The organism is Actinomyces sp. oral taxon 849 str. F0330 (assembly GCF_000239715.1).
Lineage (GTDB): Bacteria > Actinomycetota > Actinomycetes > Actinomycetales > Actinomycetaceae > Actinomyces > Actinomyces johnsonii.
Map to the genome: position 1 here is coordinate 73,311 of NZ_JH470355.1, position 23,591 is coordinate 96,901.

The following is a 23,591-nucleotide window of genomic DNA, read 5'->3' on the forward strand; positions in this document are numbered from 1 at the left end:
GCGAGTTCGACGACGTCGGCGCCCGCCAGGCCAGCGTGGCCGAGCATGGCCGTAGACAGGGCGGCGCCGCCCGGACGCAGGACGCGCTTGCCGGCGCGGGCCAGGACCCAGTGGCCGGGCGCGGAGGCGACGGGACGGTCGGCGTAGGGCAGCGGCAGGTCGGCGGAGGTGGTGGAGTCTGCGGGCTTCTCACTCATGAGGTCAGCCTAACCATAGTAGTTCCACGGCGGGCAGAGTCCGACGTCGATGACTCGATGACGCCAGCAAGGCACCTGGAAGGCCCAGACGCTCAGGGGGTGAGCGTCGGCGCGGCAGCCAAGTTCGGCAGGTACCCATTGAGTACGACACCACTACCGCGACTATAGGGTGGGCTAGGCAGATGCAACGTCTTGGAGGTTGTCGAGGAAGCTCCTGATGACCTCGGCACCACTCGCGAGCGTGTCAATCTGTTCTTCGACGTCGCGGAGCCGACGACGCAGCTCGGGTGCAACGGAGGGGCAGGCTCTCAGCGCACCGCTTTCCGTGGCACAGGGCAGCACCGTCCTGATAAGTGAGAGCGGGAATCCGGCATGAGACATGCGTAACGATCTGGCGGGCGGCTAGAACCTCTTCAATGCCGTAGTCACGATAGCCATTGTCACGGCGCGTAGGCGTCAGCAGCCCCTACGCGCTCACCGGACTGGTGTCCGGGCCGATCTCGGACCGAGGTAACGCCGGATCATCCTTACGCTTGGGACGGTCGTCTTCACGTTGGCAACAGCAGCCTGTGCAGTTTCCGCTGGTTTCTGGACGATGTTCACCTTCCGTTTTATCACTGGCGGTGCGGCAGCCATCGCTGCACCACAAGTGTGGGCACTGATTCCCGCACTCGTCGGCCCGGATCAGAAACATGTCCTGCGCGTCATGGGATATGCGACCGCCGGACTGTCAATCGCTCAGGTCGTCGGCGTTCCTCTCGGGAGCCTTCTCGCGATCATCGACCGGCGCATTGTCTTCCCCATCATCGGGGTCTGCTCGTTGGGGCTAACAGTCACACTCTGGTACCAGATCCCTGATATCCGCCCCACCGCGGCAACTAAGAAGGTGCCGTACCTGACCCTGCTCCACGCACCACAAGCGTTCACACGATTCCTGTCCTACCTCGCATACACCCTGGCGTTCTTCACCGTGTTCACCTACGCACCGACGTGGTTGGAGGACGGCCTGGGCACCTCGAAGGTCACAGTGGCGCACATCGTCCTGGCTGGCGGGATCGGTAACACGATCGGCAGTCTCTTCGGCGTCCGGCTGACCGGCCGTATGACCCCTGTCCGAGCCATCTACCTGAGTGCTGTGGTGATGGGCATCGCCTACCTGACACTCGCCGTCTCTCCGCCTCCGCTCGCCGTGGGCTTGGTGTTCTTACCTCTCTTCGCCTGTGAGGGCGCGATGCTCAGCGTCCGCATGCTCCACCTGCAGCAACTCGACAACACAGCGCGAGGCACCATCTCCACCCTCACTAGTGCGGTGATGTACCTCGGCACGACGGTGGCCGGGCTTATCGGTGGCCCGTTGCTCACTCTCACCGGCAACTTCACTGCTATCGGTATCACAGCATTCCTACTGAGTACCGCCAGCGCACTGATGATCCGCCCAAGCGACCTCGGAGAGGAGGTCAATCAGTAAAATGGAAGACACGCTGAAGCGGCCATCCTCCGTCATCGAAGGTGGACAACAATCGCCGATATACGTCAACGAAGCCGGTACCGGCTTCGCCCCGCTCATGGAAGATAAGGGGCTCCTTGTGTTTGAGGGTGCGGCAGGCAGGGGGCGGCAAAGTGGATAGGTGGTCGTCTGTTCTTTAGTGGGTCTGGCATGTTGATGCTGGTGCGGCACAACCCGCAAAGTGACGATGAAGTCGTCTGCTCAATCCCGTCACCAACGAGGTCACGCCGCCGACGCCATCTTCCACCACGGCCGCCCTGTCACCCCGGCCCTGTCCCACGTTCTCGAAAACAGGACCTGCCCCCTTACGCAAGCAGATCACCCGAGGAACTCATGGCACTCTTCATCGACCATGCGGGGAGCCACAGGTGGGCGAAAGATCCCAAACCATCCGCAACCGACCCTTGGATCGGCCGACACGGAGGCACAGAAACGTACAGCAACATCTTCGCGCTTCACAATACAGTTAGAAATCACCTTTACGTAAACTAAGATCGGTGAAATGACGTGAGAACAACACCGTCAGCATGAAATCGTGCAAAATAATGCAGGCCACTGCGACTGCTGCAGACATGTGAGACATACAGGGAACACGCCCTGGGAAATGGAGAGACCAGACATCAGACAAACACTAGCACTGACGAACTTCAGCATGTAAGATACTCGCCACTTCGATGTTAGTTTTTATACAATTATGACATGGCTCCACCAGCCCCGCGATCTCACGGCTCCCCTCGTACCTCCAACTCCTCTTCAGAATCCACTGGCCCGCCTTCGCGCCCATCTCGACGACGAGTTCTGATAAGAGTCGGATGCCTTAGCCTTACCGGAGGACTCCTCCTCGCCGGCGGATTATGGTCTTTTCGCCCCGGAGGACCCCTCACAGAAGATGGAAAGTTACTGCGAGCACTGCGGAACGACCCCATGGGCGCCGAAACGATCCTTGATCATAAGGCTATCGAAACAGAGGAGACCAAGCCCACCGAATGGTTCTCGATCGAAGATCCACATATTTCCTTAACTCGATGGTTTCAAGGAGAAAATGGTGACATAGCGTCTCTTCACAAATCATTCATTAGATATGCGGAAAAAAACGGATGGGTCGAAGAGACCGACATATCGTCATCTAATGTATGGCTGGCTCGACACCGCAACCGAGCTGGAGATGATTACATGCGACTGACACTGACCGCCAACACAGAGAATGATTCGAACATTCCAAAGGAACGACTGAATACTGTAGCAGTTTCTTTAGATTTTTCATGAGCATGCCTAATGTTATCCGCAAGATCGCAAAACCGACAAACGCACTGATCCAGGATCTTCTTCAATAAGTCAATCCGCCGTTTCACCGTTTCGACCCGCATCGAGTATTCTCAGCACCACCCAACACGGAAGACGCTGCAGTCATGTACAGGATCAAATCCTCTAGCATCTCCAATTCTTTCTTTTCAACACTACTTCGACTCTGCTCCATCATCACGCTTCTTTCACTAATTAGCATCGCAACCAGCCTGCCACTCAGCCCGCCTGCTTCCGCTGAAGTCAAAACCAACAACCTCATTCGCGCGACACTGCTCGGCGATTCATATTCTGCCGGAAATGGAGCGGGCGACTATTATGGCCCCAAAGAATCCTATCGCAGCCACAATAACTGGGCACACAAATACACGCGTTGGCTCAATGACCAAGGAGCCCCCACTACCCTTGAAAATCTCGCCTACAGCGGTAGTGTTACGTCGGACGTCCTACATGCGGATGGGAAGACGAACCAAATTGACAAAATGTCTGCAGACACAAATCTGGTGATGTTCACCATCGGCGGCAATGACGTCAATTTCTCCGACATAGTGCAACAGTGCTTCGCTCTCGGAATGCGAGACGCCAAAACATGCAAGGAGAAAGTCACAAATGCCAACACGCAGCTTGAGAACGTTAAGACCAACACTTTAACCATACTTCAACAAATCGACGATAAACTAACTAACGACGCTCAAGTTATCATTGTAGGGTATCCGCGTCTCGCTTCCAACAGAGAGTACATCCTGAAGGATGACGGTGTCGAGTACAATGCAGGGGCCGGAGTGCGATCACTTAGTGACTCCTCCATGCAAATACAATCGACTCTCGTCCAGGAATGGAATAATTCACACCCTAACCTTAAGGTCACTTACATCGACGGAGTCATCGATACATTTGACGGCCATGAACCAGACCCCTCAACGAAAGATCGCAACCCACATCGATGGATCAACGAATTTTTCGAGACCGAAGGACAAACAGATGAGAACGGTAACATACAGTCTAAAAGCAGTTGGGACACAAATGAATTCTACCACCCGAACCTCGTCGGACATGACGAGATCGCAAAACTCATCGCTAAGAAGGTCGGTATCCCCAGTTTCGACAACCCGATGCTGGGAGTAAAGGGCGACATTGACATAGTCTTCGCTATCGACTCCACCGGCTCCATGAAGAACAACGTTGGCGCCCTCAGGGCGAGAGTCAGCACGATCATCAAACAAACACAGCAAGGCGCTTCTTCATATCGTTTTGCGCTCGTTGACTATAAGGATCACCCTGATTTCAACGCCAACAACTATTTAGCCCGGACAGATGTTGACTTTACCAGCGATGGTCCTACCCTAGAAAAAGGACTAGATTCGTTAACGTACGAAGGAGGAAATTTTGGTAATACCAACGCCAGCGTTTACAGCGGTGTCATGCAGGCCGTCAATATGAAATGGCGTAACGGGGTCAAGAAGATCGTTGTCGTCATCGGCGACGCACCACCTCGAGACCCGGAACCAGGAACCGGCTATACCGCCGCTTCCGTGGCCAAGGCTGCCTACGAAGTGGATCCGGTCAGCGTCTACGGCATCGACACCGGGCATCTCAGCTCCACCGAGTTCCGAACCCTGGTCACCTCCAGCTCCGGCACCACCGCCAACGCCTCCTCCCCCGATCAGGTCAGCGACCTCGTCAACAACGCCATCAACAGCGAGCTCAACAAGCCCTTCGCCTGGATCCAGGGTCCCTACGTCGCCAAGGTGGGAGATTCCGTCGACATCGATGCCGCGGCCTCCCACGCGGTCTCGGGGTCCCTGACCTCCTACGATTGGGACTTCAACGGCGATGGCGTCTACGACGAGACCACCAACTCGCCGCGTATCACCCATACCTTCACAGAGGAATTCAGCGGCGTCATCGGCCTGCGCGTCACTCAGTCCGACGGCCAGGCCGCCGTCGCCACCACGCAGGTCGACATCACCGACGACGGCGACAGCACGCCACGAGATCAGGACAACTGCCCCGATGTCTACAACTGGGGTCAGTCCGACTTCGATAATGACGGCGTCGGCGATGAATGCGACCCCGACCCCGGCTTCCCCACTGAGGACAAGCCCGGTGTCTGCGTCGTCGGCGAGAATTGCCCGCCCGACGGCGGTACTCCTAGCGTTCAACCCACCCCAGATCCAAGTAACGGATCGGCACCTACACCGGCTGTTGTCCCCGAGCCCACCAAAGCGCCCACTGCCGCTCCGACCACCACCGCCTCACGCAGGTCCTTGTCCAATACGGGACCTCGAACGGGCAGGCTGACGACCCTGGCGGTCATCGGGATGCTCACCGGCGCAGCAGTGCTCCACTACCGGCGCAGGACCATCTCATGATCGGCGCCGTCACCAGGCACTGACCCACTGATCCCTCGCTTCTGTCACCTTGTCGGGGTGCCGCTCTTGGCTGGAAGGGAGCGGCACCCCGTCGCACGTGCGGTCGCGGTACGGTGTCCGTATGGATCAGCTCATCACTCCCGCTATCCAGTGCAACGGCAACACCGATGAGGCGGCCCGGTTCTACGCCGACGCCTTCCGTGAGGGCTCCGTCGTCGAGCAGGTGCCCGGGCTCGCGGCCATGGTCAGCATCCACGGCTTTCAGCTCTCGCTCATCAACGGCGGCGGCCAGTACGCCCCGAACCCGTCGATCAGCTGCATCCTGAACTTCGACCCGCTCCTGTTCGGCGACGAGGACCAGGCCCGGACCTACCTCGATGAGCTCTACGAGCGGCTCTCCGCCGGCGGTGTGCTCATGGAGCTGGGCGAGTACCCCTTCTCGCCGCGCTACGCCTGGGTCCGCGACCGCTTCGGCATGACCTGGCAACTCATGCTCACCGACCCGGCCGGCGAGCCGCGTCCCTTCATCCTGCCCTCCTTCATGTTTGGCGGAACCAACCACGCCAACGCAGAGGAGGCCACTGAGGCCTGGATCGCCCTGTTCGACGACGCCCACCGCGGGGCTCTGCGCCGCTACGAGGAGGGTGGGCCGATGGAGGCGGGGACCGTCATGTTCACCGACTTCACGCTGCGCGGCACCTGGATGGCGGCCATGGACTCGGGGGCCTTCCACGACTTTACCTTCACGCCCGGGGTCTCCATGATCGTCTCCTGCCGGGACCAGGAGGAGATCGACCGCTACTGGACGGGACTGTCGGCCGTGCCCGAGGCCGAGCGCTGCGGCTGGTGCGTCGACCGCTGGGGCGTGTCCTGGCAGGTCGTCCCCCACAACATCGACGAGCTCATGGCTGACGCCGCCACGCGCGAGAAGATCCTGCAGATGGGCAAGATCGACCTGACCCGGCTGTAGCCCACCGGCCTCAGCACGCCGTTGAGGCGATAGCCTGGTGGCTGCGGCCGACCAGCGGGCCGAGATCATCCGCTCAGCCGTACGCGCATTCGTCGCGTGAGCGTCCACAGGCTGACCGGCCGGAAACGCTGACAACCTTGAGAGGGCGTAGCTGGCATGGACATCGCAACGCTGCTGAACGAGCACTCGATCGGCCTGGCCAGTTACTCGGAGGTCTCGATCGAATCGGGCCGAGCCCCCATCACACTGTCCATCTGGGAGGCGGAGCAGGACTCGGCCCCGACAGTCGTGTTCGTCCCGGGCACCATGACCCATCCCCTGTTCTATAGCCCCTTCCTAGACGCGGTCAGCCGGCACGGCTACCACGTAGTCGGCGTCCACCCGCTGTCCCATGGGCGCAGCCCCCGGATTATCCACCGGTTCACCCTCGACGACATGATCGGAAACGTCCGGGACGCGGTGGGCTATGCCTGCGCCCGTTTCCCCGGCGCCGTCGGGCTGATGGGTTCGAGCCAGGGTGGAATCCTCACCCTGCTGGCAGTCGGCGGCGAGCACCGCATCCGGGCCGCCTTTCCGCACAACGTTCTGTTCACACCCTTGCGAGAGTCCCTGTCGGTCACACGCTTCCCCAACGCGCTCGGCGTGGCGTACCCGGTGATCCGGAGGGTCATCGCCGTCGCCGGTCGAGTGCTGCCCGGGCTTCAGGTACCGATGAGTTGCTACCTCGACGTCAGCAAGGTCTTCTCGGAGCGGGAGTGGCGCGACGAGTTCTACCGGGATCCCCTGGGACGCACTGCTTACCCAGTGAGCTTCCTATCCAGCCTGTTCGCGACCGATATGTCGGTCCTCGTCGACGGCAGCATCGCCTGTCCGGTGGTGGCGTTCGTGTCGACGGGCGACCCCCTGTTCACCCTCGGTTACAGCCGCTTGGTCTACGAGCGACTAGTGGCGCCCCAGAAGCGGCTGATCGAGTTGCCCGCCGGTCACCATCTGATTCTCAACGAGAAGGCCGAACGCGCCACCCCGACGATACTGGCCACCCTGGATGACTACCTCAGGTAGCCCGGGCGCTTCCCTCAAACGGCCACAGGAGCTCTCGGCGGTCATCAGCCGCTCCTCCATGCGCCGAACAGCCCAACGCTCTGATCGACGACGTACTTCTGCGTCGGGGACGTACTTCTCCCCCAAACCACTGAGGGCGGACCTCAGTGGTTTGGGGGAGAACGCAGTCCTCGTGGGGAAAGTACGTCCCCAGTCTGGACCGCCGCGGCCTTGAGCGACCGGCGTGAGCCGTAAGCCTCAGACCCTCGTGATTCAGACCCTGGTGATGCGGTCGAGGCTGGGGACGCCGGCGCGGGTGTCCGGGTACTGGCCGTCGTCGTGCTTGCGGCGGTGCATGGCCACGTAGTGGCGCTCGGTGGAGCCGTCGTAGACCTGGCGGGGGCGCCCGATGCGCTTTGCCGGGTCGGCGATCATCTCGCGGTACTGGGCGATCCAGCCGGGCAGGCGCCCGAGGGCGAACAGGGGCGTGAACATCTTCGTGGGGAAACCCATCGCCTGGTAGATGAGGCCGGTGTAGAAGTCGACGTTCGGGTAGAGGCTGCGGGAGACGAAGTAGTCGTCGCGCAGCGCCGTCTCCTCCAGCTCCATGGCGATCTCGAGCTTGCGGTCGCCGTCGTCGGAGCCCAGGCGGGTCAGGACGTCGTGGGCGGTCTCCTTGACGATCGCGGCCCGTGGGTCGTAGTTCTTGTAGACCCGATGGCCGAAGCCCATGAGCCGGACGCCGTCCTCCTTGTCCTTGACCTTGCGGACGAACTCGGCCGTGCTCATCCCCGAGCTCTGGATCGTATCCAGCATCCGCAGGACCGCCTCGTTCGCACCGCCGTGCAGGGGGCCGGACAGCGCGCCCACGCCCGCGGCCACGGAGGCGTACATGTTGGCGTCGGAGGAGCCCACGAGGCGCACGGTGGAGGTCGAGCAGTTCTGCTCGTGGTCGGCATGCAGAATGAGGAGCATGTCCAGGGCCCGCACCACGGCCGGGTCGATCTCGTAGGACTGGTAAGGCATCCCGAAGGTCAGGCGGATGAAGTCCTCGACATAGGAACGCTGGGGGTCGGGGTAGAGCAGCGGCAGGCCGATGGCGCGCCGGGCGATGTAGCTGATCATCGTCGGCAGCTTGGCCAGCAGCAGCACCGTGGCGAGCTCGCGCTCGTAGGGGTCGTGCGGATTGAGGGTGTCCTCGTAGTAGGTGGCCAGGCCCGCGATCCCCGCCTGGAGGATCGCCATCGGGTGTCCCGAGGAGGGGAAGGAGGTGAAGAACCCGCGGAAGTCCTCGTGCAGGAGGCGGTGGCGCGAGATGCGCCGCTCCATGCGCTCGAAGGACTCGCGATCGGGCAGCTCGCCATAGATGAGGAGGTAGGCGACCTCCAGGAAGGTCGAGGACTTGGCCAGCTCCTCGATCGGGTAGCCGCGGTAGCGCAGGATCCCAGCCGCACCGTCGATATAGGTGATCTGCGAGGTGCACGACGCCGTATTGGTGAAGCCTGGGTCGAGCGTCACCACACCGGTGGAGCCCAGCAGCTTGGACACGCCCAAGCCGTCGGCGCCATCGGTCGCCCGGGTGCGCGGCAGCTCGAGGTTGTGACCATCCAGGGTCAGCAGACCGGGGCCATCGACGACGCCGGGCCGGTTCTGCTCCGGCTGCTCCGTCGAGGCGGCGGGGGTGGGGGTGCTCGTCATCATGTCTCCTGGGGCTCGGGGCCGCGCGCATCGCGACGGCGAGGCCTGGGCCCACTGGGTGTCCGGCGGACCCAGCGCACACTGTACGGGGTGTGCTGTCACGCCGTCGTCTCATTGGCCCGTCACGTTGCCCCCACCGTGGACGCCAACCGGGCTCCCGTCGCCTCTTGATAAATTTATCAAGTTAGCCGATCGTTGATAAACTTATCATCATGAGGACACCTCTTGACTCGCCGTTCAGCCCAGGATCGGACACCGTGCCCCTGGTGTGGGCGGGCCGTACCGAGCACCTCAGCGACTGGCGGGACATTCTTCGCCCGCGCCGCACCGCCGGCATCCACGAGCGCGGCCGTACGATCCTGGGAGAAGCCGGGTCCGGTAAATCCTCACTGGTGCGCCGGATCGCAAGTGAGGCCTCGGAGTCCGGCGACTGGGTCACGCCGCAGCTGCGCATCCCGTCGGGCAGCGACCCCATCAAGCGGGTCGCCTCAGCTCTGCTGACCCTCGCCGACACGGCAGGTCTCCCTGCCGCCAGGGAGCAGCGCATCGGCGACCTGCTGCGCCGCGTTGAGTCCGTGGCCGCCTCGGGCATCTCACTGTCCATGCGCGCCCAAGATGGCCCCGAGCCTTACACCGCCCTGACCGATCTCCTCATCGAGATCGGCCGTGCAGCGACGAAACGCCACATCATGGTGATGATTCACATCGACGAGGTCCAGAACATCACCGATGAGCACGCGCGTTCTCAGCTGCTCATCGCTCTCGGCGACGCCCTCACTCACGAGGAGCCCACGACCCTTCCCGGCGGTCTGAGCGTTGGCGCGGCGCTTCCTATCGCCGTCTACCTGACCGGGCTGCCCGAGTTCGCGGACATGGCCGGAGCCCTATCTGGTGCCACCTTCGCACGTCGCTTCCAGACCACCACTCTGAACACTATCGATGACGATGAGCTCCTGGTCGCCCTCCATCCCTTCGTCACCTGGGGCTGGCCCATCACCAGGGCCAACGGCGGCCCAGACCGGATTTTCATGGAACCCGCCGCTCAACGCACCATCGTCGAGCTCTCCTGTGGGGAGCCGTTCCTCTTCCAGCTCGCCGGACAGAGCGCCTGGCACGCCGGCACCGACAGCATCATCACGGCCGAGCATGTTCGTACCGGATGGAGCAGGCAGGCGGTCCACGAGGCGGAGGCGCACGTGCAACGCATCCTGGACCGGCTCCCACCGCGCGAGCGGGAGTTCATCGAGGCGATGGCCGAACTCGCGCCTGAGGAACGTTCTCTGACGAACATCGCGAAGCGGCTCGGCCACAAGAGGGCCACCGAGGCAGGCCCTACCGCGCAGCGACTCGACCTGACCCGCAGGATCATCCGGCGCGGCAGGCCCTACCGTTTCCAGCACCGCGCCGTCGGGGCCTATCTCACCTCCGACTGGCCCGCGGTGGACTAGCCCGGCTCAGCCGGCGAAGAGGGCGGCGGCCTCGGGCGAGCGCAGGCGCTGCGCGGCGGCCTGCACGCGCTCGTCGGTGTCGGTCAGGCTCATGCGCACCCGCCCGGCCCCGGCATCGCCGTAGAAGTCGCCGGGGGCCACGACGATCCCCAGCTCGGCGAAGGCTCCCACGAGGTCGTAGGCGCTCATCGACTCGGGTCCCTTGAGCCACAGGTACAGGCCGGCCACGGAGGCCGGGTCGTTAACGAGCCCGGCGGCGGTAGTCGCCTCCACGAGTATCTCGCGGCGCTCCCGGTAGACCTCCTTCTGCACCTCCATGTGGGCCTCGTCCCCGAGGGCAGCCACGAGGGCGGCCTGGACCGGAGTCGGCACGAGCATCCCGGTGTGCTTGCGCACCTCGGTGACCGCGCCGACCAGGTCGGCGTCCCCGGCGAGGAAGGCCGCCCGGTAGCCGGCCAGGTTGGACTGCTTGGACAGGGAGTACAGGGCGAGCAGGCCGCTCCGGCCCGCCTCTCCTCCGACCCTGGGATCCAAGAGGCTCGGGATCGGCTCGGCGTCCCACGGCGCCTCCCAGGCGAGCTCGGCGTAGCACTCGTCTGAGATGACGATCGCGCCGCGCCTCCTAGCCCAGGCGACGATCCGGGCCATCTGCTCGGCATCCAGGACGTGCCCGTCGGGGTTGCCGGGACTGTTGAGCCAGACGACGGCCACGCGCGCGTCGTCGGCGACGCCCCAGGTGGCGGGGTCTGCGTCGGTGTCCACGGGAACCGGGGTGGCGCCCACGAGGCGGGCGCCGACGTCGTAGGTGGGATAGGCGGCCCGCGGGTGCAGGACGAGGTCGCCGGAGCCCACGCCCAGGTGGAGCGGGAGGAGGGCCACGGACTCCTTGGAACCGATCGTGGGGATGACCTCGGCGTCGTTCAGGCCGGCCACTCCTCGACGGCGCTCCATCCACTCGATGATGGCGGCGCGCACCACGGGGGCACCGACCGTCGTCGGGTAGCCGGGGGCGTTGGCGGCCGCGGACAGGGCGGTCCGCGCGATCTCGGGGGTGGGATCGACGGGCGTGCCCACTGCGAGATCGACGACGCCGTCCGGATGCTCGGCGGCGCGCTCCCGGTAGGGCCGCAGCGAGTCCCAGGGGAAGTCGGGCAGGGCGAGGCGGCGGGGCAGGTGGGGGCTCGGATACGTCTCGGATGTCGTGCTGGTGCTCACAGGCACCGATTCTTCCTCACGCGCCGGGCGCATCTCCAGCCCCGTACCGCCCCTCCCGTCGTCTCAGTAGCCGTTGGCCTCTCTCCACTCCTCGTTCTGAGGGGGCAGAGCGGCGATCATGGGGTCGTCGTAGTCCTGAGGGCCGATCCTCTGGGCACCGCCGGGCGAACCCAGCCCCTTAAGCTCGAAGAAGTCGATGTTGGCGCGGGTGTAGTCCTCCCACTCCTCGGGAACATCGTCCTCGTAGAAGATCGCCTCAGTGGGGCACACGGGCTCGCAGGCCCCGCAGTCAACGCACTCGTCGGCGTTGATGTAGAGGCTGCGTTCGCCCTCATAGATGCAATCGACGGGACACTCGTCGACGCAAGCACGGTCCTTGACGTCGACGCAGGGCTGGGCGATGACGTACGTCATAGCAGCAGTGTCCTTTCTCCTCTGGGGAACCTCCCGCGCGGATGGGCGGGTCGAGGCAAGTATCGTCCTCCAGGGCCCATCGGCCCAAGAGGCGGAAGAGTGGCCGTCAGCACGCGGAAAACTCGGGGTCGTCACGCCGCGATTACGTCACTGCCGCGGCGCGAATGTCGTAGGTAACAACGGCTCCGGATACCGAGGCGCCCTGAGGCCGCGTCAGGAGCAGACGATGTCGTTGTCCGCGGCGTACTGGGTGGTGATGACGTCGTCGGGCACGGCCTTGCCGTCGTGCTTGCGGGTGCGGGTGACGGTGATATCGAAGCCGGGATTGCCGCCCGAGTAAGGCTCGCAGCCGGGGCCCGACTTGCGCTCGGTGGACACCGGGCGGAAGTTGAAGCGCTCTGAGGAGGTAATCGACACGTCGTAGTACTTGGTGGACCACATCCGCACGTGGATCTGCTCGCCGTCCAGCCAGGCCTGAACCAGCACCGAGTTGGAGGTGGAGTTCGTGAACTTCACGTCGAGCTTGCCGGTCCACAGGGTGGCCTCGCGCCCGGCCGGGTAGCGGTCGAAGTAGTACTGGTGGGCGTGGTGCTCGGTGTCGTCCATGCCGGCCTCGAAACCGGCGTTGAAGACGGTGGTGGCCACCTGACTCAGACCGCCGCCCAGGGAGTCAACGTGCTGGCCGTTGGAGATGACGCCGGCGTCGGCGAACCCGTGATCGTAGTCGACCTCGCCGAGGGTCTGCTCCAGGGAGAACACCTCGCCGGGCTTGACAACGGTGCCGTTGACGAGCTCGGCACCGCGAGTGAGGTTCTGGGTGCGCGGCGCGTCCCCGCTGTTGTAGGGGGTGGCGTACTCGCCGATCGGCTCGGTGATGCCCCATTCGTTCTGCGGTGTGGTCACCGTCGGTTCGGCGACGACCATCGGCAGGCTCACGGTCCGCCCGGCGACGTCGGTGGCGGAGGTGCCCGCCTTGATCAGGTTCGCGGACAGGGCCGCGGTGTCGATGACGTTGCCCTGAGCGGAGGGGACGTACTGCGGGCGGGCTCCGGGCGCCCCGGCAGCCGAGCCGTCGATCTTCCAGGTGGCGTTCTGGGCGGGGGTCTCGACCTGGCCGATCCTGGCGACGACGGCGTCGTGCAGCGCGGTCGGGTCGAAGGCGGCGCTCAGGGTGCCGCCCTCGGAGGAGATCCGCAGTAGACCGGCGATGTCCTGGGGAGAGAAGGCCGCGGCCGTCGCCCCGCCGGCCTGCCCGGGTGGGGTCGTTCCCGCGCCGTCGACGGTCAACCCGCTGGAGAGCAGCGGCTTGAGCGTGCCGTCAACGAACTTCGTGGCCTCCTCGTCGGTGATGGCGGGGATCGCGGTGCCCTCGGGCATGGCGATGGTCTGCTTGCCCAGGGGCCAGGAGCCGGTGAGCTGTTTGAGGGAGGCGTCGACGTCGAGGCCGACGCCGTTGCTCGCGGGCGTGGTGACCGGCTTGGTGCCCTCCAGGGTCACGGTGGCGGAGACCGCGCCGTTGGCCATCGAGCTCACCCGGTCCTCCAGGGCGCCGCGCAGCGTGGCGGCATCGACCCGGATGACGGCGTCGGTGCGCTGGCCGCTCAGGCGGTGCCCCAGGGTGAGGGGGTTGAGGGTGAAGCCGGTGAGCCGCTTGACCGAGGCGTCGGCGTCCACCGAGACGCCCGAGCTTGAGGGCACGAGCTCGGAGTGGCCCTGCCCCACGGTGAGGGTGACCGGCTGGGCGAGCCGATCACCGACCTCCTTGCCGATGCGGTCGCGGGCCTCCTTGGGACTCAGACCGGAGATGTCGACGCCGGAGACGCTGGTTCCCGAGGCGATGTGCTGGGTGGTCCACCAGGCGATGCCGCCCCAGGCGAGTAGTAGGACCGCGAGCCCGGCGGCGCAGGCGGCCGGGATGAGGCGCCGACGACGCGAGGAGGGCTTCTCATCGGCCTGTCCACCGGCCGCCTTGCCGACATTCTTCACAGCATTGTCAGTCTTCTCGGCCTTCCGGGCCTTCGCGGCGGGCTCGGGGCGCGTGGTCGGGAGGGATGCCGCTCCCACAGGCTCGGCGGAGACGCCGGCCCGCTCAGGCGAGTAGGGCGCATTCGCTTCGGCCGCGACCTCGGCGGGTGCAGCAACCTCGGTGGCATCTTTCCGAGGCTCGGAGGGGGATGGCGCGCCGGCGGGGTGCTTCGGTGCGATCGATGGCGGCATGGTGCCGGAGTCGGGCCTCCATGCCGTGCGCCCAGCGGGCTCGGCAGCCTCCGAGGGCCGAGCAGCCGCATCCGCTTCGGTCAGATCGCGGGGAGAATCGTAGGGGGAGAGAACCTCGGCCGGTGTGGTGCCCTCATCGAGGACACGCACCGTTGCCGGCGTCGCCACCGGTTCGGCGGTCACCGGCTCGGCCTGGTGGGACTCGGCGGGCTCGTTGTCCGCTGCGGCCTCGGAAGTGTTCTGAGGCTCCTTATCGGGATGCTGCGCGTCCTGGGCCTCGTCGTCGGGTTCCTGAGCCGTTTCTTCCTCGTCGTCGCTACTGTCATTGAGGTCGACGGTCGGGGTCTCGTCGGGGTTCCCGGCCTCAGCGGGAGAGGCTGCAGCACCGGTCTGCTGCTCGGTCCGCTCCTCAGCCGGCTCGGCGCTGGTCGGCTGAGAGGGCCCAATAGCCTCGACGGGCTCGACGGTGTCTCCGGTCGAGGAGACAGACTTCTCCCCGTGGTTGACGGACTGGCTCATGGGTACTGGTTCCTCTCAGGCCTCGGCGCGACGACGACGGGCGTTGTCCCGGAAGCGCTCCTGGGAGTTCAGGATGACTTTGCGGATGCGCACGGCCTCCGGGGTGACCTCGACGCACTCGTCGTCGGCGGCGAACTCGAGGGCCTCCTCCAGGGTGAGGCGGCGCGGCGGCACGAGGGCCTCGAAGGTGTCGGCGGTCGAGGAACGCATGTTGGTCTGCTGCTTCTCGCGGACCACATTGACGTCCATGTCCTCGCCACGGGGGTTCTCCCCCACGACCTGCCCCTCGTAGGTTTCCTGGGTGGGCTCGACGAAGAAGCTGCCGCGGTCCTGCAGGCGGATGAGGGCGTAGGCGGTCACGGCGCCGGCGCGGTCGGAGACCAGGGAGCCGGTGGTGCGCGAGACGATCTGCCCGGCCCAGGGGGCGTAGCCCTCGGCGATGGAGGAGGCGATGCCGGTGCCGCGGGTGTCGGTGAGGAACTGGGTGCGGAAACCGATGAGGCCGCGGGCCGGCACGAGGAACTCCATGCGGATCCAGCCGGTGCCGTGGTTGGTCATCGTCTCCATCTGGCCCTTGCGGGCGGCCATGAGCTGGGTGACGGCGCCCAGGTACTCCTCGGGGACGTCGATGGTCATGCGCTCGATGGGTTCGTGGCGCTTGCCGTCGATGGTGCGGGTGACCACCTGGGGCTTGCCGACGGTGAGTTCGAAGCCCTCGCGGCGCATCTGCTCCACGAGGATCGCCAGCGCCAGCTCCCCGCGCCCCTGGACCTCCCAGGCGTCGGGTCGTGAGGTGGGCAGGACCCGCAGGGACACGTTGCCGATGAGCTCGCGGTCCAGGCGGTCCTTGACCTGGCGGGCGGTGACCTTGGCGCCCTTGGTGCGCCCGGCCATCGGAGAGGTGTTGATGCCGATGGTCATGGCGATGGCCGGGTCGTCCACGGTGATGAGCGGCAGCGGGCGCGGGTCCTCGGGGTCTACGAGCGACTCGCCGATGGTGATGTCCTCGATGCCGGCGACGGCGACGATGTCGCCGGCATGGGCCTCCTCGGCCGGCTTGCGGTCCAGGCCCTCGGTGACGAGGAGCTCGGAGACGCGGGCCGAGGCCAGTGAGCCGTCGTGGCGGGCCCAGGCCACCGTCTGCCCCTTGCGCAGGGTGCCGTTGTGAATGCGCAGCAGCGCCAGGCGCCCCAGGAAGGGCGAGGCGTCCAGGTTGGTGACGTGGGCCTGCAGGGGCGCGCCCTCCTCGTAGGAGGGGCCAGGGATCCGCTCAATAATGGTGCGGAAGAGCGGCTCGAGGTTCTCACTGGCCGGCAGCTCGCCGTCGGCGGGGGCCTCGGTGTCGGCGCGGCGGGCCTTGGCGGAGGCGTAGATGACGGGGACGTCCAGGACGGCGTCGAGGTCGATGTCCGGGTGCTCGTCGGCCAGGTCGCTGGCCAGGGACAGCAGCAGGTCGGTGGACTCGGCGACGACTTCGTCGAGTCGGGAGTCGGGGCGGTCCACCTTGTTGACCACGAGGATGACTGGCAGGTTCGCGGCCAGGGCCTTGCGCAGCACGAAGCGGGTCTGGGGCAGGGGCCCCTCGGAGGCGTCGACGAGGAGGACGACGCCGTCGACCATGGACAGCCCTCGCTCGACCTCGCCGCCGAAGTCGGCGTGCCCGGGGGTGTCGATGACGTTGATGGTGATGCCCTCGGGGCAGCCGGCGTCCGCGGCGGCGGGCCCGGAGTAGTGGACCGCGGTGTTCTTGGCGAGGATCGTGATGCCCTTCTCGCGCTCCAGCTCGCCGGAATCCATGACGCGCTCGCCGGTGGTCTCCTCGGTGGCCCGGGCTCCGAAGGCGCCCGCTTCCCAGAGCATGGCATCGACGAGGGTGGTCTTGCCGTGGTCGACGTGGGCGACGATGGCGACGTTACGCAGGTCTTGGCGCACGCTCATAGGGGCTACTTCTTCCGGTGGGGGACGCCGTGGGCCGGATACCGCTCACGGCATCGGTCACAGGGGCAGGAGACGGAGAAAGACTAGAGGACGCCGGTCCTGGCCTGCCATGTCTGGGCCAACACCTTGCCTGTGCCCCCACTCACGATCACGTCACAGGAGCCATCAAAGTAGGGCAGTGACCGCGGCGATCACGACGACGAGAGCTCCGGCGGCAACGGCGACCGGCCGGTTAAGACTGCTGGTAACACCGCGGCCGACACGGCGCCCGGCGTCGCCATTGGACTCACCGTGGCGGCTGCGCACCTGCTCGGCGTAGGCGGTGATGAGGGCCCCGGCGTCGCCGGCGTCGAGGTTGGTGCGGTGGTTCCCCTCCCCCGTCAGGTACTCCGGGCGCACCACTGCGGCCGGAACCGTCTCGGAGTCCCGAAGCCCGTCGTGTCGCTCCTGCTGCTCGCGCAGCATCTGGCGGTGCCGGAAGGCCTCGGCCATCCCACCGCGGCGGGGTGCGGCCGAGGCTCTGACCTCCACGTCATCGGACGTGATGACGGAAAGTCCCCAGCGGGTGCGGCACATCTCGACCTCGTCCCAGCCCAGCACGTGGGTGCGCCAGGCGTTGCGGATGACGAGGGCCTGAGGGCTCAAGGTGATCTGCGGCGCCCACCACAGCAGCCAGGTGAGGAAGGCGAGCAACCCGGCCCAGGTCAGGGCGCGCAGACCGCGCCCGGGGCCGTCGACGAGCCCGATCGTCAGCGCCATCGCGGACGCGACGAGGCCGATGAGCACGGTGCCCAGACGGGCCGGCAGGGAGCGGATAACGACGGTAGGCACGACTTCGGGCACGGGCGCATCATGCCCGATGCTCACGCCTCCGCCGCCTTGTCCGCAGCTTTGTCCGCTGCCTTGTCCGCCGTCTTATCCGTTGTCTCCTCACCGTAGAGGTCGATGCCCGCCCCGGGTACGGCCCGGATGAGCTCGCGGGTGTAGTCCTGGCTCGGTGCTGCGAAGAGCTCGTCGGCCGCCCCGGACTCCACGATCCGCCCGTGCTCCATGACCACGACGTCGTCGGCGATCTGACGCACGACGGCCAGGTCGTGGGTGATGAACAGGTAGGTCAGCTCCAGCTCGGACTGCAGATCGGACAGCAGGCGCAGGATCTGGGCCTGGACCAGCACATCCAGGGCGGAGACCGCCTCGTCGAGAACGACGATCTCCGGTTTGAGGGCCAGGGCGCGGGCGATGGCGACGCGCTGTCGCTGACCACCGGAGAGCTCATGGGGGTAGCGGCGCATGACCGAGCGCGGCAGGGAGACCATGTCGAGCAGCTCTGCGACGCGCTCCTCGCGCTCCTTTGCGGTGCCGATGCCGTGTACCCGCAGCGGCTCCTCCACGACTCGGAAGATCGAGTACATCGGATCCAGGGAGCCATAGGGGTTCTGGAAGACCGGCTGCATGATGCGCCGCAGGGCGAAGAGCTCCTTGGGCCCCAGGGTGGACAGGTCCACTCCGTCGTGGAACACCTTGCCGGAGGTGGGGTCGATGAGGTTGAGGATGATGTTGGCGACCGTGGACTTGCCCGAACCGGACTCGCCCACGAGCGCCGTCGTCGTGCCCTTGCGGATGCCGAAGCTGACGTCGTCGACGGCGGTGAGGGTCTTGTCCTTCCCCTTGGCGCCGCGCACCTCGAAGACCTTGGTGAGGTGCTCCACGCGCAGGATCTCCTCGGTGGAGCTCGCCCCGAGGCTCGCCCCCAGGAGCTCGTCATCGGCGACCTGGATGCCGCGGGCGTGGGCGGACTCGATACGGCGCGACGCCAGGGAGGGGGCGGCCTTGACCAGGCGCTGGGTGTAGGGGTGGCGGGGGTCCTGGAGGACCTCGAGGCTGGGCCCGGACTCCACCACGCGGCCGCGGTGCATGACGACGATGTGCTCGGCGCGCTCGGCGGCCAGGCCCAGGTCGTGGGTGATGAAGAGCATCGCGGTGCCCAGCTCGCGCACGAGGGTCTGGAGATGGTCGAGGATGCGCCGCTGGACGGTGACGTCCAGGGCGCTGGTGGGCTCGTCGGCGATGAGCAGGTCGGGGCGGGCGGCCAGACCGATGGCGATGAGGGCGCGCTGGCGCATGCCGCCGGAGAACTCGTGGGGGTACTGCTTGGCCCGCCGGGAGGCCTCAGGAAGCCCGGCCTGCTCCAGTAGGAGGGCCACCTGCTCGTTGACGTCGATGCTCCCACCGGTGGACGGAACCGGCTTCTCGGCGTCGTCGGTGCGCTCGGCGATGAGGTGGGCGAGGCGGTCGTCGGCGACGCCGGCCAGGCCGTTGGCCCGCAGCGCCTCCTTGACCTGGAAGCCGATGGACCACACCGGGTTGAGGTTGGACATGGGGTCCTGGGGCACTAGGCCGATGGAGGAGCCGCGCAGAGCGGTGAGCTCCTGGGGGCCCAGGTGGGTGATATCGCGTCCTTGGAAGCGGATCGTGCCGCCGGTGACCCGACCGGTTCCGGGCAGCAGTCCGATGATGGCGTGGGCCATGGTGGACTTGCCGGAGCCGGACTCCCCCACAATGGCGACGGACTGGCCGGGGTAGAGGGTCAGCCGCGCCTTGCGCACGGCCGGGACGAGCCCGGTCGAGGATCGGAAGGCGACCTCCAGGTCGTTGATCTCCAGGAGGGGGTCACTCCCAGCGTTCCAGGAGGCCGCGGGGGCGAAGGTCTTGTCGGAGCTGCTGGTACTGCTCGCCTTGCCGGCGGTTGAGGCAGCTGTCGTGGTGGTGGTCGATGCGGGTGCGTTGGTGGGTGTCACTTGCGGGCCTTCGGGTCCAGGGCGTCGCGGACGACGTCGCCGAGCATGATGAAGCCGAGCACGGTCAGGGCCAGCGCTCCGGAGGGGAAGAGCAGGACGCTCGGGTGGCTGTTGAGGGCGTCCTTGGCGGCCGCGATGTCCGCGCCCCAGGAGACGACCGAGGAGGGCAGTCCGATGCCCAGGAAGCTCAAGGTGGCCTCCGAGACGATGAACACGCCCAGCTCGACAGTGGCGGTCACGATGATGGGGGCGGCCGCGTTGGGCATGACGTGGCGCAGCAGCATGGCCATGCGCCCCGAGCCCAGGGCGCGTGAGGCGGTCACGTAGTCCTCGTTCTTGACGCTCATGACCGACCCCCGCGTGATGCGGGCGATCTGGGGCCAGCCGAACAGGGCCAGGACCAGGATGACAGTGAGGATCGAGCGGTCGTTGCGGAACATCTGCATGACGACGATGGCGGCCAGGACGAAGGGCACGGCGAAAAAGATATCGGTGACGCGTGAGAGCAGCGCGTCGAAGAAGCCCCCGAAGAACCCCGCCAAGGCCCCGACGGCCGAGCCGACGAGGACCACGATGAGGGTGGTGAAGATGCCCACGCTCACCGAGGCCCGGGCCCCGTGGACGGTGCGGGCGAAGATGTCGCAGCCCTGGATGTCGAAGCCGAAGGGGTGGGCCCAGGAGGGTCCCTGGTAGGAGTTGACCAGTGTGCAATACCCGGGGTCGCGCGGGGCGATGAGCCCGGGGACCAGCGAGAAGAGCACGGCGATGGCGATGAGCACCGAGGCCGCCCAGAAGATGGGGCGACGGCGCAGCTGCCTCCAGGCGTCGAGCCAGACCGAGGCGGGGGCGGACTCGTCTGCGACGGCGTCGACGGCGCCCAGGCCGATCTCGTCGTCCTGGCTGACGAAGCGCTCCTGGCCCGGGCGCGTAGTGGGGGACGTGATGTTCTCAGGCATAGCGGATCCTCGGGTCCAGGGCGGCGTAGAGCAAGTCCACCAGGAGGTTGGAGATGATGAAGACGAGCACGAGCACGGTCGTGAAGGACACGACCATGGGGCCGTCGCCGCGGATGATGGCGGAGTAGAGGGTGCCTCCCACGCCCTTGATGTTGAAGATGCCCTCGGTGACGATGGCGCCTCCCATAAGGGCCCCCAGGTCCGCGCCTAGGAAGGTGACGACCGGGACCAGAGAGTTGCGCAGGACGTGGACGATCATGACGCGGGCCCCGCTCAGACCCTTGGCCCGGGCAGTGCGCACGTGGTCGGCGGTGAGGTTCTCGGCGACCTCGGTGCGGGTCAGGCGCAGCACGTAGGCGAAGGAGACGGCTCCCAGCACCATGGACGGCATGAGGAGCTCGGTGAAGCCGGGGCTCTCTCCGGCGGTCACGGGCAGCCATCCCAGGCGGACCCCGATGATGAACTGCAGGACGAAGCCGATGACGAAGGTGGGCACGGCGATGACCACCAGGGAGAGCACCAGAACGGTGGCGTCGAACCAGCCACCCTTCCTCACCCCGGCGATGAGGCCGAAGCCGATGCCCGCGACGGCCTCGAAGGTCAGGGCCATGAGGGAGAGCTTGATGGTGATCGGGTAGGCCCGTACCAGCACATCGAGGACGGACTCGGTTCCTCGCAGCGACTGGCCCAAATCCAGGGTGAGCAGTCCCTTGAGGTAGAGCAGGTACTGCACGATGAAGGGCTTGTCGAGGTGGTAGCTCGCCTTGATTTGGTCGATCACCTCGGGGCTCAGGGAGCGCTGGCCTCCGAGCGCTGCGACCGGGTCGCCCGGCAGGGCGAAGACCATGGCGTAGATGAGTAGTGTGGCCCCGAAGAACACCGGGACCATCTGCAGCAGCCTGCGTGCGACGTAACGAAGCATGTCCACTTCCTCCCGATCAGAACTTGGAGATGGCCTCGGCCTGCGCCCACAGGCGCCTGGCCTCGTCCGGGTCGTAGGTGAGGACCTCGTTGCCCGGCACCTCGGCGGTCCATCCCTCGACGGTGGGGGCGGTGAAGTCCTTGGCCGGTGTACGGGTGCCGTAGTAGAGCTTCTCGCAGATGAGCTTGCGGTCGATGGCCCGGCAGATGGCGGCGCGCCGGGCGCGCCCCTCCTCGTCCATCTTCCAGTGCTCATGGGTGACGTCGATGGCGAGTCCCTGGAAGTAGGCGGCGGGCTTGTTGATGGCGCGTCCCTGGAGCTGTTCGCGGAAAGTCGGCAGGAAGGCGTCGGGGATGGAGTCGGCGATGTCGAGGGCGCCTGCCAGCAGGTCGTTGTAGACCGAGTCGTAGCTCGTGTACAGCTTGAAGGTGATGCCCTTGTTCGCCACGGTGCGCCCGCCGGTATAGGCGGGGTTGGGCTCCAGGACGATCCGGCTGTCGTGGTCCCAAGAGATGAGCCGGTAAGGGCCGTTTCCCACGGGCTTGGCGCCGTAGGCCTTGGTGTCGGCGAAGGCCGACTCGGGCATCGGGTAGTAGGCGTAGTGGCCCAGGCTGATTTTGAAGTCCGACGCCGGGGCGTTCAGCTCCACGGTGAAGGTGTAGTCATCCACCTTGGTCAGCCCCGTCAGCTCAGAGTCCTCATCGTAGGAGAAGCCCTTGATCCGCTCGAAGAAGGAAGAGCCGAGCTGGGCGTTGGACAGCAGGGCTCCGAACTTCCAGGCCTTGATGAAGGAGTCAGCGGTCACCGGGCTGCCGTCGGAGAAGGTCCACCCCTGCTTGAGGGTGATCGTGTAGTGCTGGTTATCCTCGGTCTCGATAGAGGAGGCCACCTCGTTGATGACGTTGCCGTCCTTGTCGTAGCGGACCAGACCAGCGAACACCAGGTCGAGGATCCGCCCGCCGTTGGACTCATTGGTGTTGGTGGGCAGCAAGGAGTTCTGGGGCTCGGAGAGGTTGGATAGGACGACGCCGCCATTGGCGCTGGAGCGAGCCTCCTCGTAGAACGGGACACCGGTCCAGTTGAAGTCGACGTTGGAAGCGTTGCGGGAGTAGCCGCCGAACCCGTTCTGGTACCACAGCGGGATGCCGGGCAGGTCGGCGAAGAGCTGGGTCTGGGCCTGACGGAAGTAGCCGTAAGCGGTTTCGGGGTCGGTGGCTGCAGCCGCCTGGGCCAGGAAGTCGTCGAACGTCTTCGAAGAGTACTGGGAGTCGTTCGCGCCGGCACCGGTCTGGAAGGTGGCGCTGAGGAAGTTCTCGAGCGAGGGGTAGTCGGCCGACCAGCCGTTGCGGAAAGCACCCAGGAGGGTGTGCTTAGTGATGGCGGAGCGCATTTCGGAGAATTGGGCCACCGGAAGGGGCTCCATGGTAATGCCCAGGACGTTGGACACCGAGTGGCACACGGCCTCGGCCCAGGTCTTGTGGGGGCCGTCGGAGTTGTAGGCCAGGGTCAGCTTGCCGCTGCCGCTGCCCAGACCGTCTCCACCGGAGCTCGATCCGCGCGAGCAGCCTGAAGCCAGGAGCAGGCCTATGGTTGCCACGCCGAGCCCGAAGCCACGGCGCGACACTGTCAGGGCGTTGTTCATGCGACCTCCATGGGGCATGGAACTGACTGCGATGTCACAGGGATATTGGGATTCAAGGGTGCGAGCGCGATCAGGCGCCGCCCATAAGCGGTCATCTTACGTCCAGCAAGGAAACAGAATCGACACGTAGGTCACACACCGGAGAACGTGGGAGAAGAGGCCCGCCCGGGCCCGCTCAGGCGCGCCAGGCCTCGGCGAGCAGCTCGTAGGAACGGCACCGCGCAGCCGGATCGTGGGCGTGCGTGACTACGAGGATCTCGTCGAGGTCCCAGCGGTCAGCCTGCCCGCGCAGGCGGGCGGCGACGTCGTCGGCCGTTCCGACGAAGGACAGGGACATGGCGGACTCGACGGCGGCCTCCTCGCCCGGTGCGTGGGCGCGCCAGGCCTGCGGGTCGGTGGTCTGAGACACGCAACAGGGGATAGGCAAGGCACACA

Annotated in this window: 17 protein-coding genes and 1 pseudogene; 6 read left to right on the top strand and 12 right to left on the bottom strand. The window is 65.8% G+C overall.

Going from position 1 to position 23,591, the window contains the following annotated elements; all coding sequences use genetic code 11:
* Positions 1 to 197: pseudogene (locus HMPREF0975_RS10600) on the bottom strand (SAM-dependent methyltransferase); the annotation flags it as partial.
* Between the two features lie 553 nt (positions 198 to 750).
* On the opposite strand from HMPREF0975_RS10600, the gene HMPREF0975_RS10605 reads away from it, so the two are divergent.
* From HMPREF0975_RS10605 to HMPREF0975_RS10620, 5 genes are all read left to right on the top strand, one after another.
* Positions 751 to 1,665, top strand: a complete 915-nt coding sequence (locus tag HMPREF0975_RS10605) for an MFS transporter (RefSeq protein WP_083840779.1) — start codon at positions 751 to 753, stop codon at positions 1,663 to 1,665.
* Positions 1,666 to 2,628: 963 nt separating this feature from the next.
* The gene (locus tag HMPREF0975_RS15700) at positions 2,629 to 2,970 is read left to right on the top strand and encodes a hypothetical protein (protein ID WP_021608412.1); all 342 of its coding nucleotides are present in this window, start codon (positions 2,629 to 2,631) and stop codon (positions 2,968 to 2,970) included.
* A 143-nt stretch (positions 2,971 to 3,113) separates the two neighbouring features.
* A complete protein-coding gene (locus tag HMPREF0975_RS10610) occupies positions 3,114 to 5,378 on the top strand; it encodes a VWA domain-containing protein (RefSeq protein ID WP_009234172.1) in 2,265 nt (754 codons plus the stop codon).
* 121 nt (positions 5,379 to 5,499) lie between these two features.
* A complete protein-coding gene (locus HMPREF0975_RS10615; protein WP_009234173.1) occupies positions 5,500 to 6,348 on the top strand; it encodes a VOC family protein in 849 nt (282 codons plus the stop codon).
* 156 nt (positions 6,349 to 6,504) lie between these two features.
* Complete coding sequence (locus HMPREF0975_RS10620) at positions 6,505 to 7,410, top strand: alpha/beta fold hydrolase (protein WP_009234174.1); 906 nt, start codon at positions 6,505 to 6,507, stop codon at positions 7,408 to 7,410.
* Positions 7,411 to 7,662: 252 nt separating this feature from the next.
* Here the strand turns inward: HMPREF0975_RS10620 and HMPREF0975_RS10625 are convergent, their stop codons facing one another.
* Entirely contained in the window at positions 7,663 to 9,087 is a 1,425-nt protein-coding gene (locus HMPREF0975_RS10625) for a citrate synthase (RefSeq protein ID WP_009234175.1), read from the bottom strand.
* Between the two features lie 212 nt (positions 9,088 to 9,299).
* On the opposite strand from HMPREF0975_RS10625, the gene HMPREF0975_RS10630 reads away from it, so the two are divergent.
* Entirely contained in the window at positions 9,300 to 10,535 is a 1,236-nt protein-coding gene (locus tag HMPREF0975_RS10630) for an AAA family ATPase (protein WP_049939789.1), read from the top strand.
* Positions 10,536 to 10,541: 6 nt separating this feature from the next.
* On the opposite strand, the gene dapC is transcribed toward HMPREF0975_RS10630, so the two are convergent.
* The 10 genes from dapC to HMPREF0975_RS10680 all read right to left on the bottom strand — a co-directional run bounded on the left by dapC (position 10,542) and on the right by HMPREF0975_RS10680 (position 23,565).
* Positions 10,542 to 11,789, bottom strand: a complete 1,248-nt coding sequence (gene dapC / locus HMPREF0975_RS10635; RefSeq protein WP_049939791.1) for a succinyldiaminopimelate transaminase — start codon at positions 11,787 to 11,789, stop codon at positions 10,542 to 10,544.
* Between the two features lie 24 nt (positions 11,790 to 11,813).
* Entirely contained in the window at positions 11,814 to 12,164 is a 351-nt protein-coding gene (gene fdxA / locus HMPREF0975_RS10640; RefSeq protein WP_009234178.1) for a ferredoxin, read from the bottom strand.
* A gap of 213 nt (positions 12,165 to 12,377) precedes the next feature.
* The gene (locus tag HMPREF0975_RS10645) at positions 12,378 to 14,900 is read right to left on the bottom strand and encodes a VanW family protein (protein WP_009234179.1); all 2,523 of its coding nucleotides are present in this window, start codon (positions 14,898 to 14,900) and stop codon (positions 12,378 to 12,380) included.
* A 15-nt stretch (positions 14,901 to 14,915) separates the two neighbouring features.
* Entirely contained in the window at positions 14,916 to 16,838 is a 1,923-nt protein-coding gene (gene typA, locus HMPREF0975_RS10650; protein WP_009234180.1) for a translational GTPase TypA, read from the bottom strand.
* A gap of 165 nt (positions 16,839 to 17,003) precedes the next feature.
* Positions 17,004 to 17,681 carry a hypothetical protein gene (locus HMPREF0975_RS10655; RefSeq protein WP_232212511.1) on the bottom strand — a complete coding sequence of 226 codons (678 nt, stop codon included), beginning with the start codon at positions 17,679 to 17,681 and terminating at the stop codon, positions 17,004 to 17,006.
* Positions 17,682 to 17,701: 20 nt separating this feature from the next.
* A complete protein-coding gene (locus HMPREF0975_RS10660) occupies positions 17,702 to 19,636 on the bottom strand; it encodes a dipeptide ABC transporter ATP-binding protein (RefSeq protein ID WP_009234182.1) in 1,935 nt (644 codons plus the stop codon).
* A complete protein-coding gene (locus tag HMPREF0975_RS10665; protein ID WP_009234183.1) occupies positions 19,633 to 20,592 on the bottom strand; it encodes an ABC transporter permease in 960 nt (319 codons plus the stop codon). Before HMPREF0975_RS10665 ends, HMPREF0975_RS10660 begins: the two co-directional genes overlap by 4 nt.
* On the bottom strand, positions 20,585 to 21,514 hold the full coding sequence (locus tag HMPREF0975_RS10670; protein WP_009234184.1) for an ABC transporter permease: 930 nt from the start codon (positions 21,512 to 21,514) through the stop codon (positions 20,585 to 20,587). The genes HMPREF0975_RS10665 and HMPREF0975_RS10670 overlap by 8 nt, the downstream gene beginning before the upstream one ends.
* Positions 21,515 to 21,530: 16 nt before the next feature.
* Positions 21,531 to 23,156, bottom strand: coding sequence for an ABC transporter substrate-binding protein (locus HMPREF0975_RS10675; protein WP_009234185.1), 1,626 nt, complete (start codon positions 23,154 to 23,156; stop codon positions 21,531 to 21,533).
* Positions 23,157 to 23,331: 175 nt separating this feature from the next.
* On the bottom strand, positions 23,332 to 23,565 hold the full coding sequence (locus HMPREF0975_RS10680) for a hypothetical protein (protein ID WP_049939794.1): 234 nt from the start codon (positions 23,563 to 23,565) through the stop codon (positions 23,332 to 23,334).
* Positions 23,566 to 23,591 lie beyond the last annotated feature (26 nt).

Bases quoted from the DNA above. Each gene is read 5' to 3' on its own strand.
- HMPREF0975_RS15700 (WP_021608412.1), top strand. From the start codon at position 2,629: ATGGGCGCCGAAACGATCCTTGATCATAAGGCTATCGAAACAGAGGAG.
- HMPREF0975_RS10610 (WP_009234172.1), top strand. From the start codon at position 3,114: ATGTACAGGATCAAATCCTCTAGCATCTCCAATTCTTTCTTTTCAACA.
- HMPREF0975_RS10615 (WP_009234173.1), top strand. From the start codon at position 5,500: ATGGATCAGCTCATCACTCCCGCTATCCAGTGCAACGGCAACACCGAT.
- HMPREF0975_RS10620 (WP_009234174.1), top strand. From the start codon at position 6,505: ATGGACATCGCAACGCTGCTGAACGAGCACTCGATCGGCCTGGCCAGT.
- HMPREF0975_RS10625 (WP_009234175.1), bottom strand. From the start codon at position 9,087: ATGACGAGCACCCCCACCCCCGCCGCCTCGACGGAGCAGCCGGAGCAG.
- HMPREF0975_RS10630 (WP_049939789.1), top strand. From the start codon at position 9,300: ATGAGGACACCTCTTGACTCGCCGTTCAGCCCAGGATCGGACACCGTG.
- fdxA (WP_009234178.1), bottom strand. From the start codon at position 12,164: ATGACGTACGTCATCGCCCAGCCCTGCGTCGACGTCAAGGACCGTGCT.
- HMPREF0975_RS10645 (WP_009234179.1), bottom strand. From the start codon at position 14,900: ATGAGCCAGTCCGTCAACCACGGGGAGAAGTCTGTCTCCTCGACCGGA.
- typA (WP_009234180.1), bottom strand. From the start codon at position 16,838: ATGAGCGTGCGCCAAGACCTGCGTAACGTCGCCATCGTCGCCCACGTC.
- HMPREF0975_RS10665 (WP_009234183.1), bottom strand. From the start codon at position 20,592: ATGCCTGAGAACATCACGTCCCCCACTACGCGCCCGGGCCAGGAGCGC.
- HMPREF0975_RS10670 (WP_009234184.1), bottom strand. From the start codon at position 21,514: ATGCTTCGTTACGTCGCACGCAGGCTGCTGCAGATGGTCCCGGTGTTC.
- HMPREF0975_RS10675 (WP_009234185.1), bottom strand. From the start codon at position 23,156: ATGAACAACGCCCTGACAGTGTCGCGCCGTGGCTTCGGGCTCGGCGTG.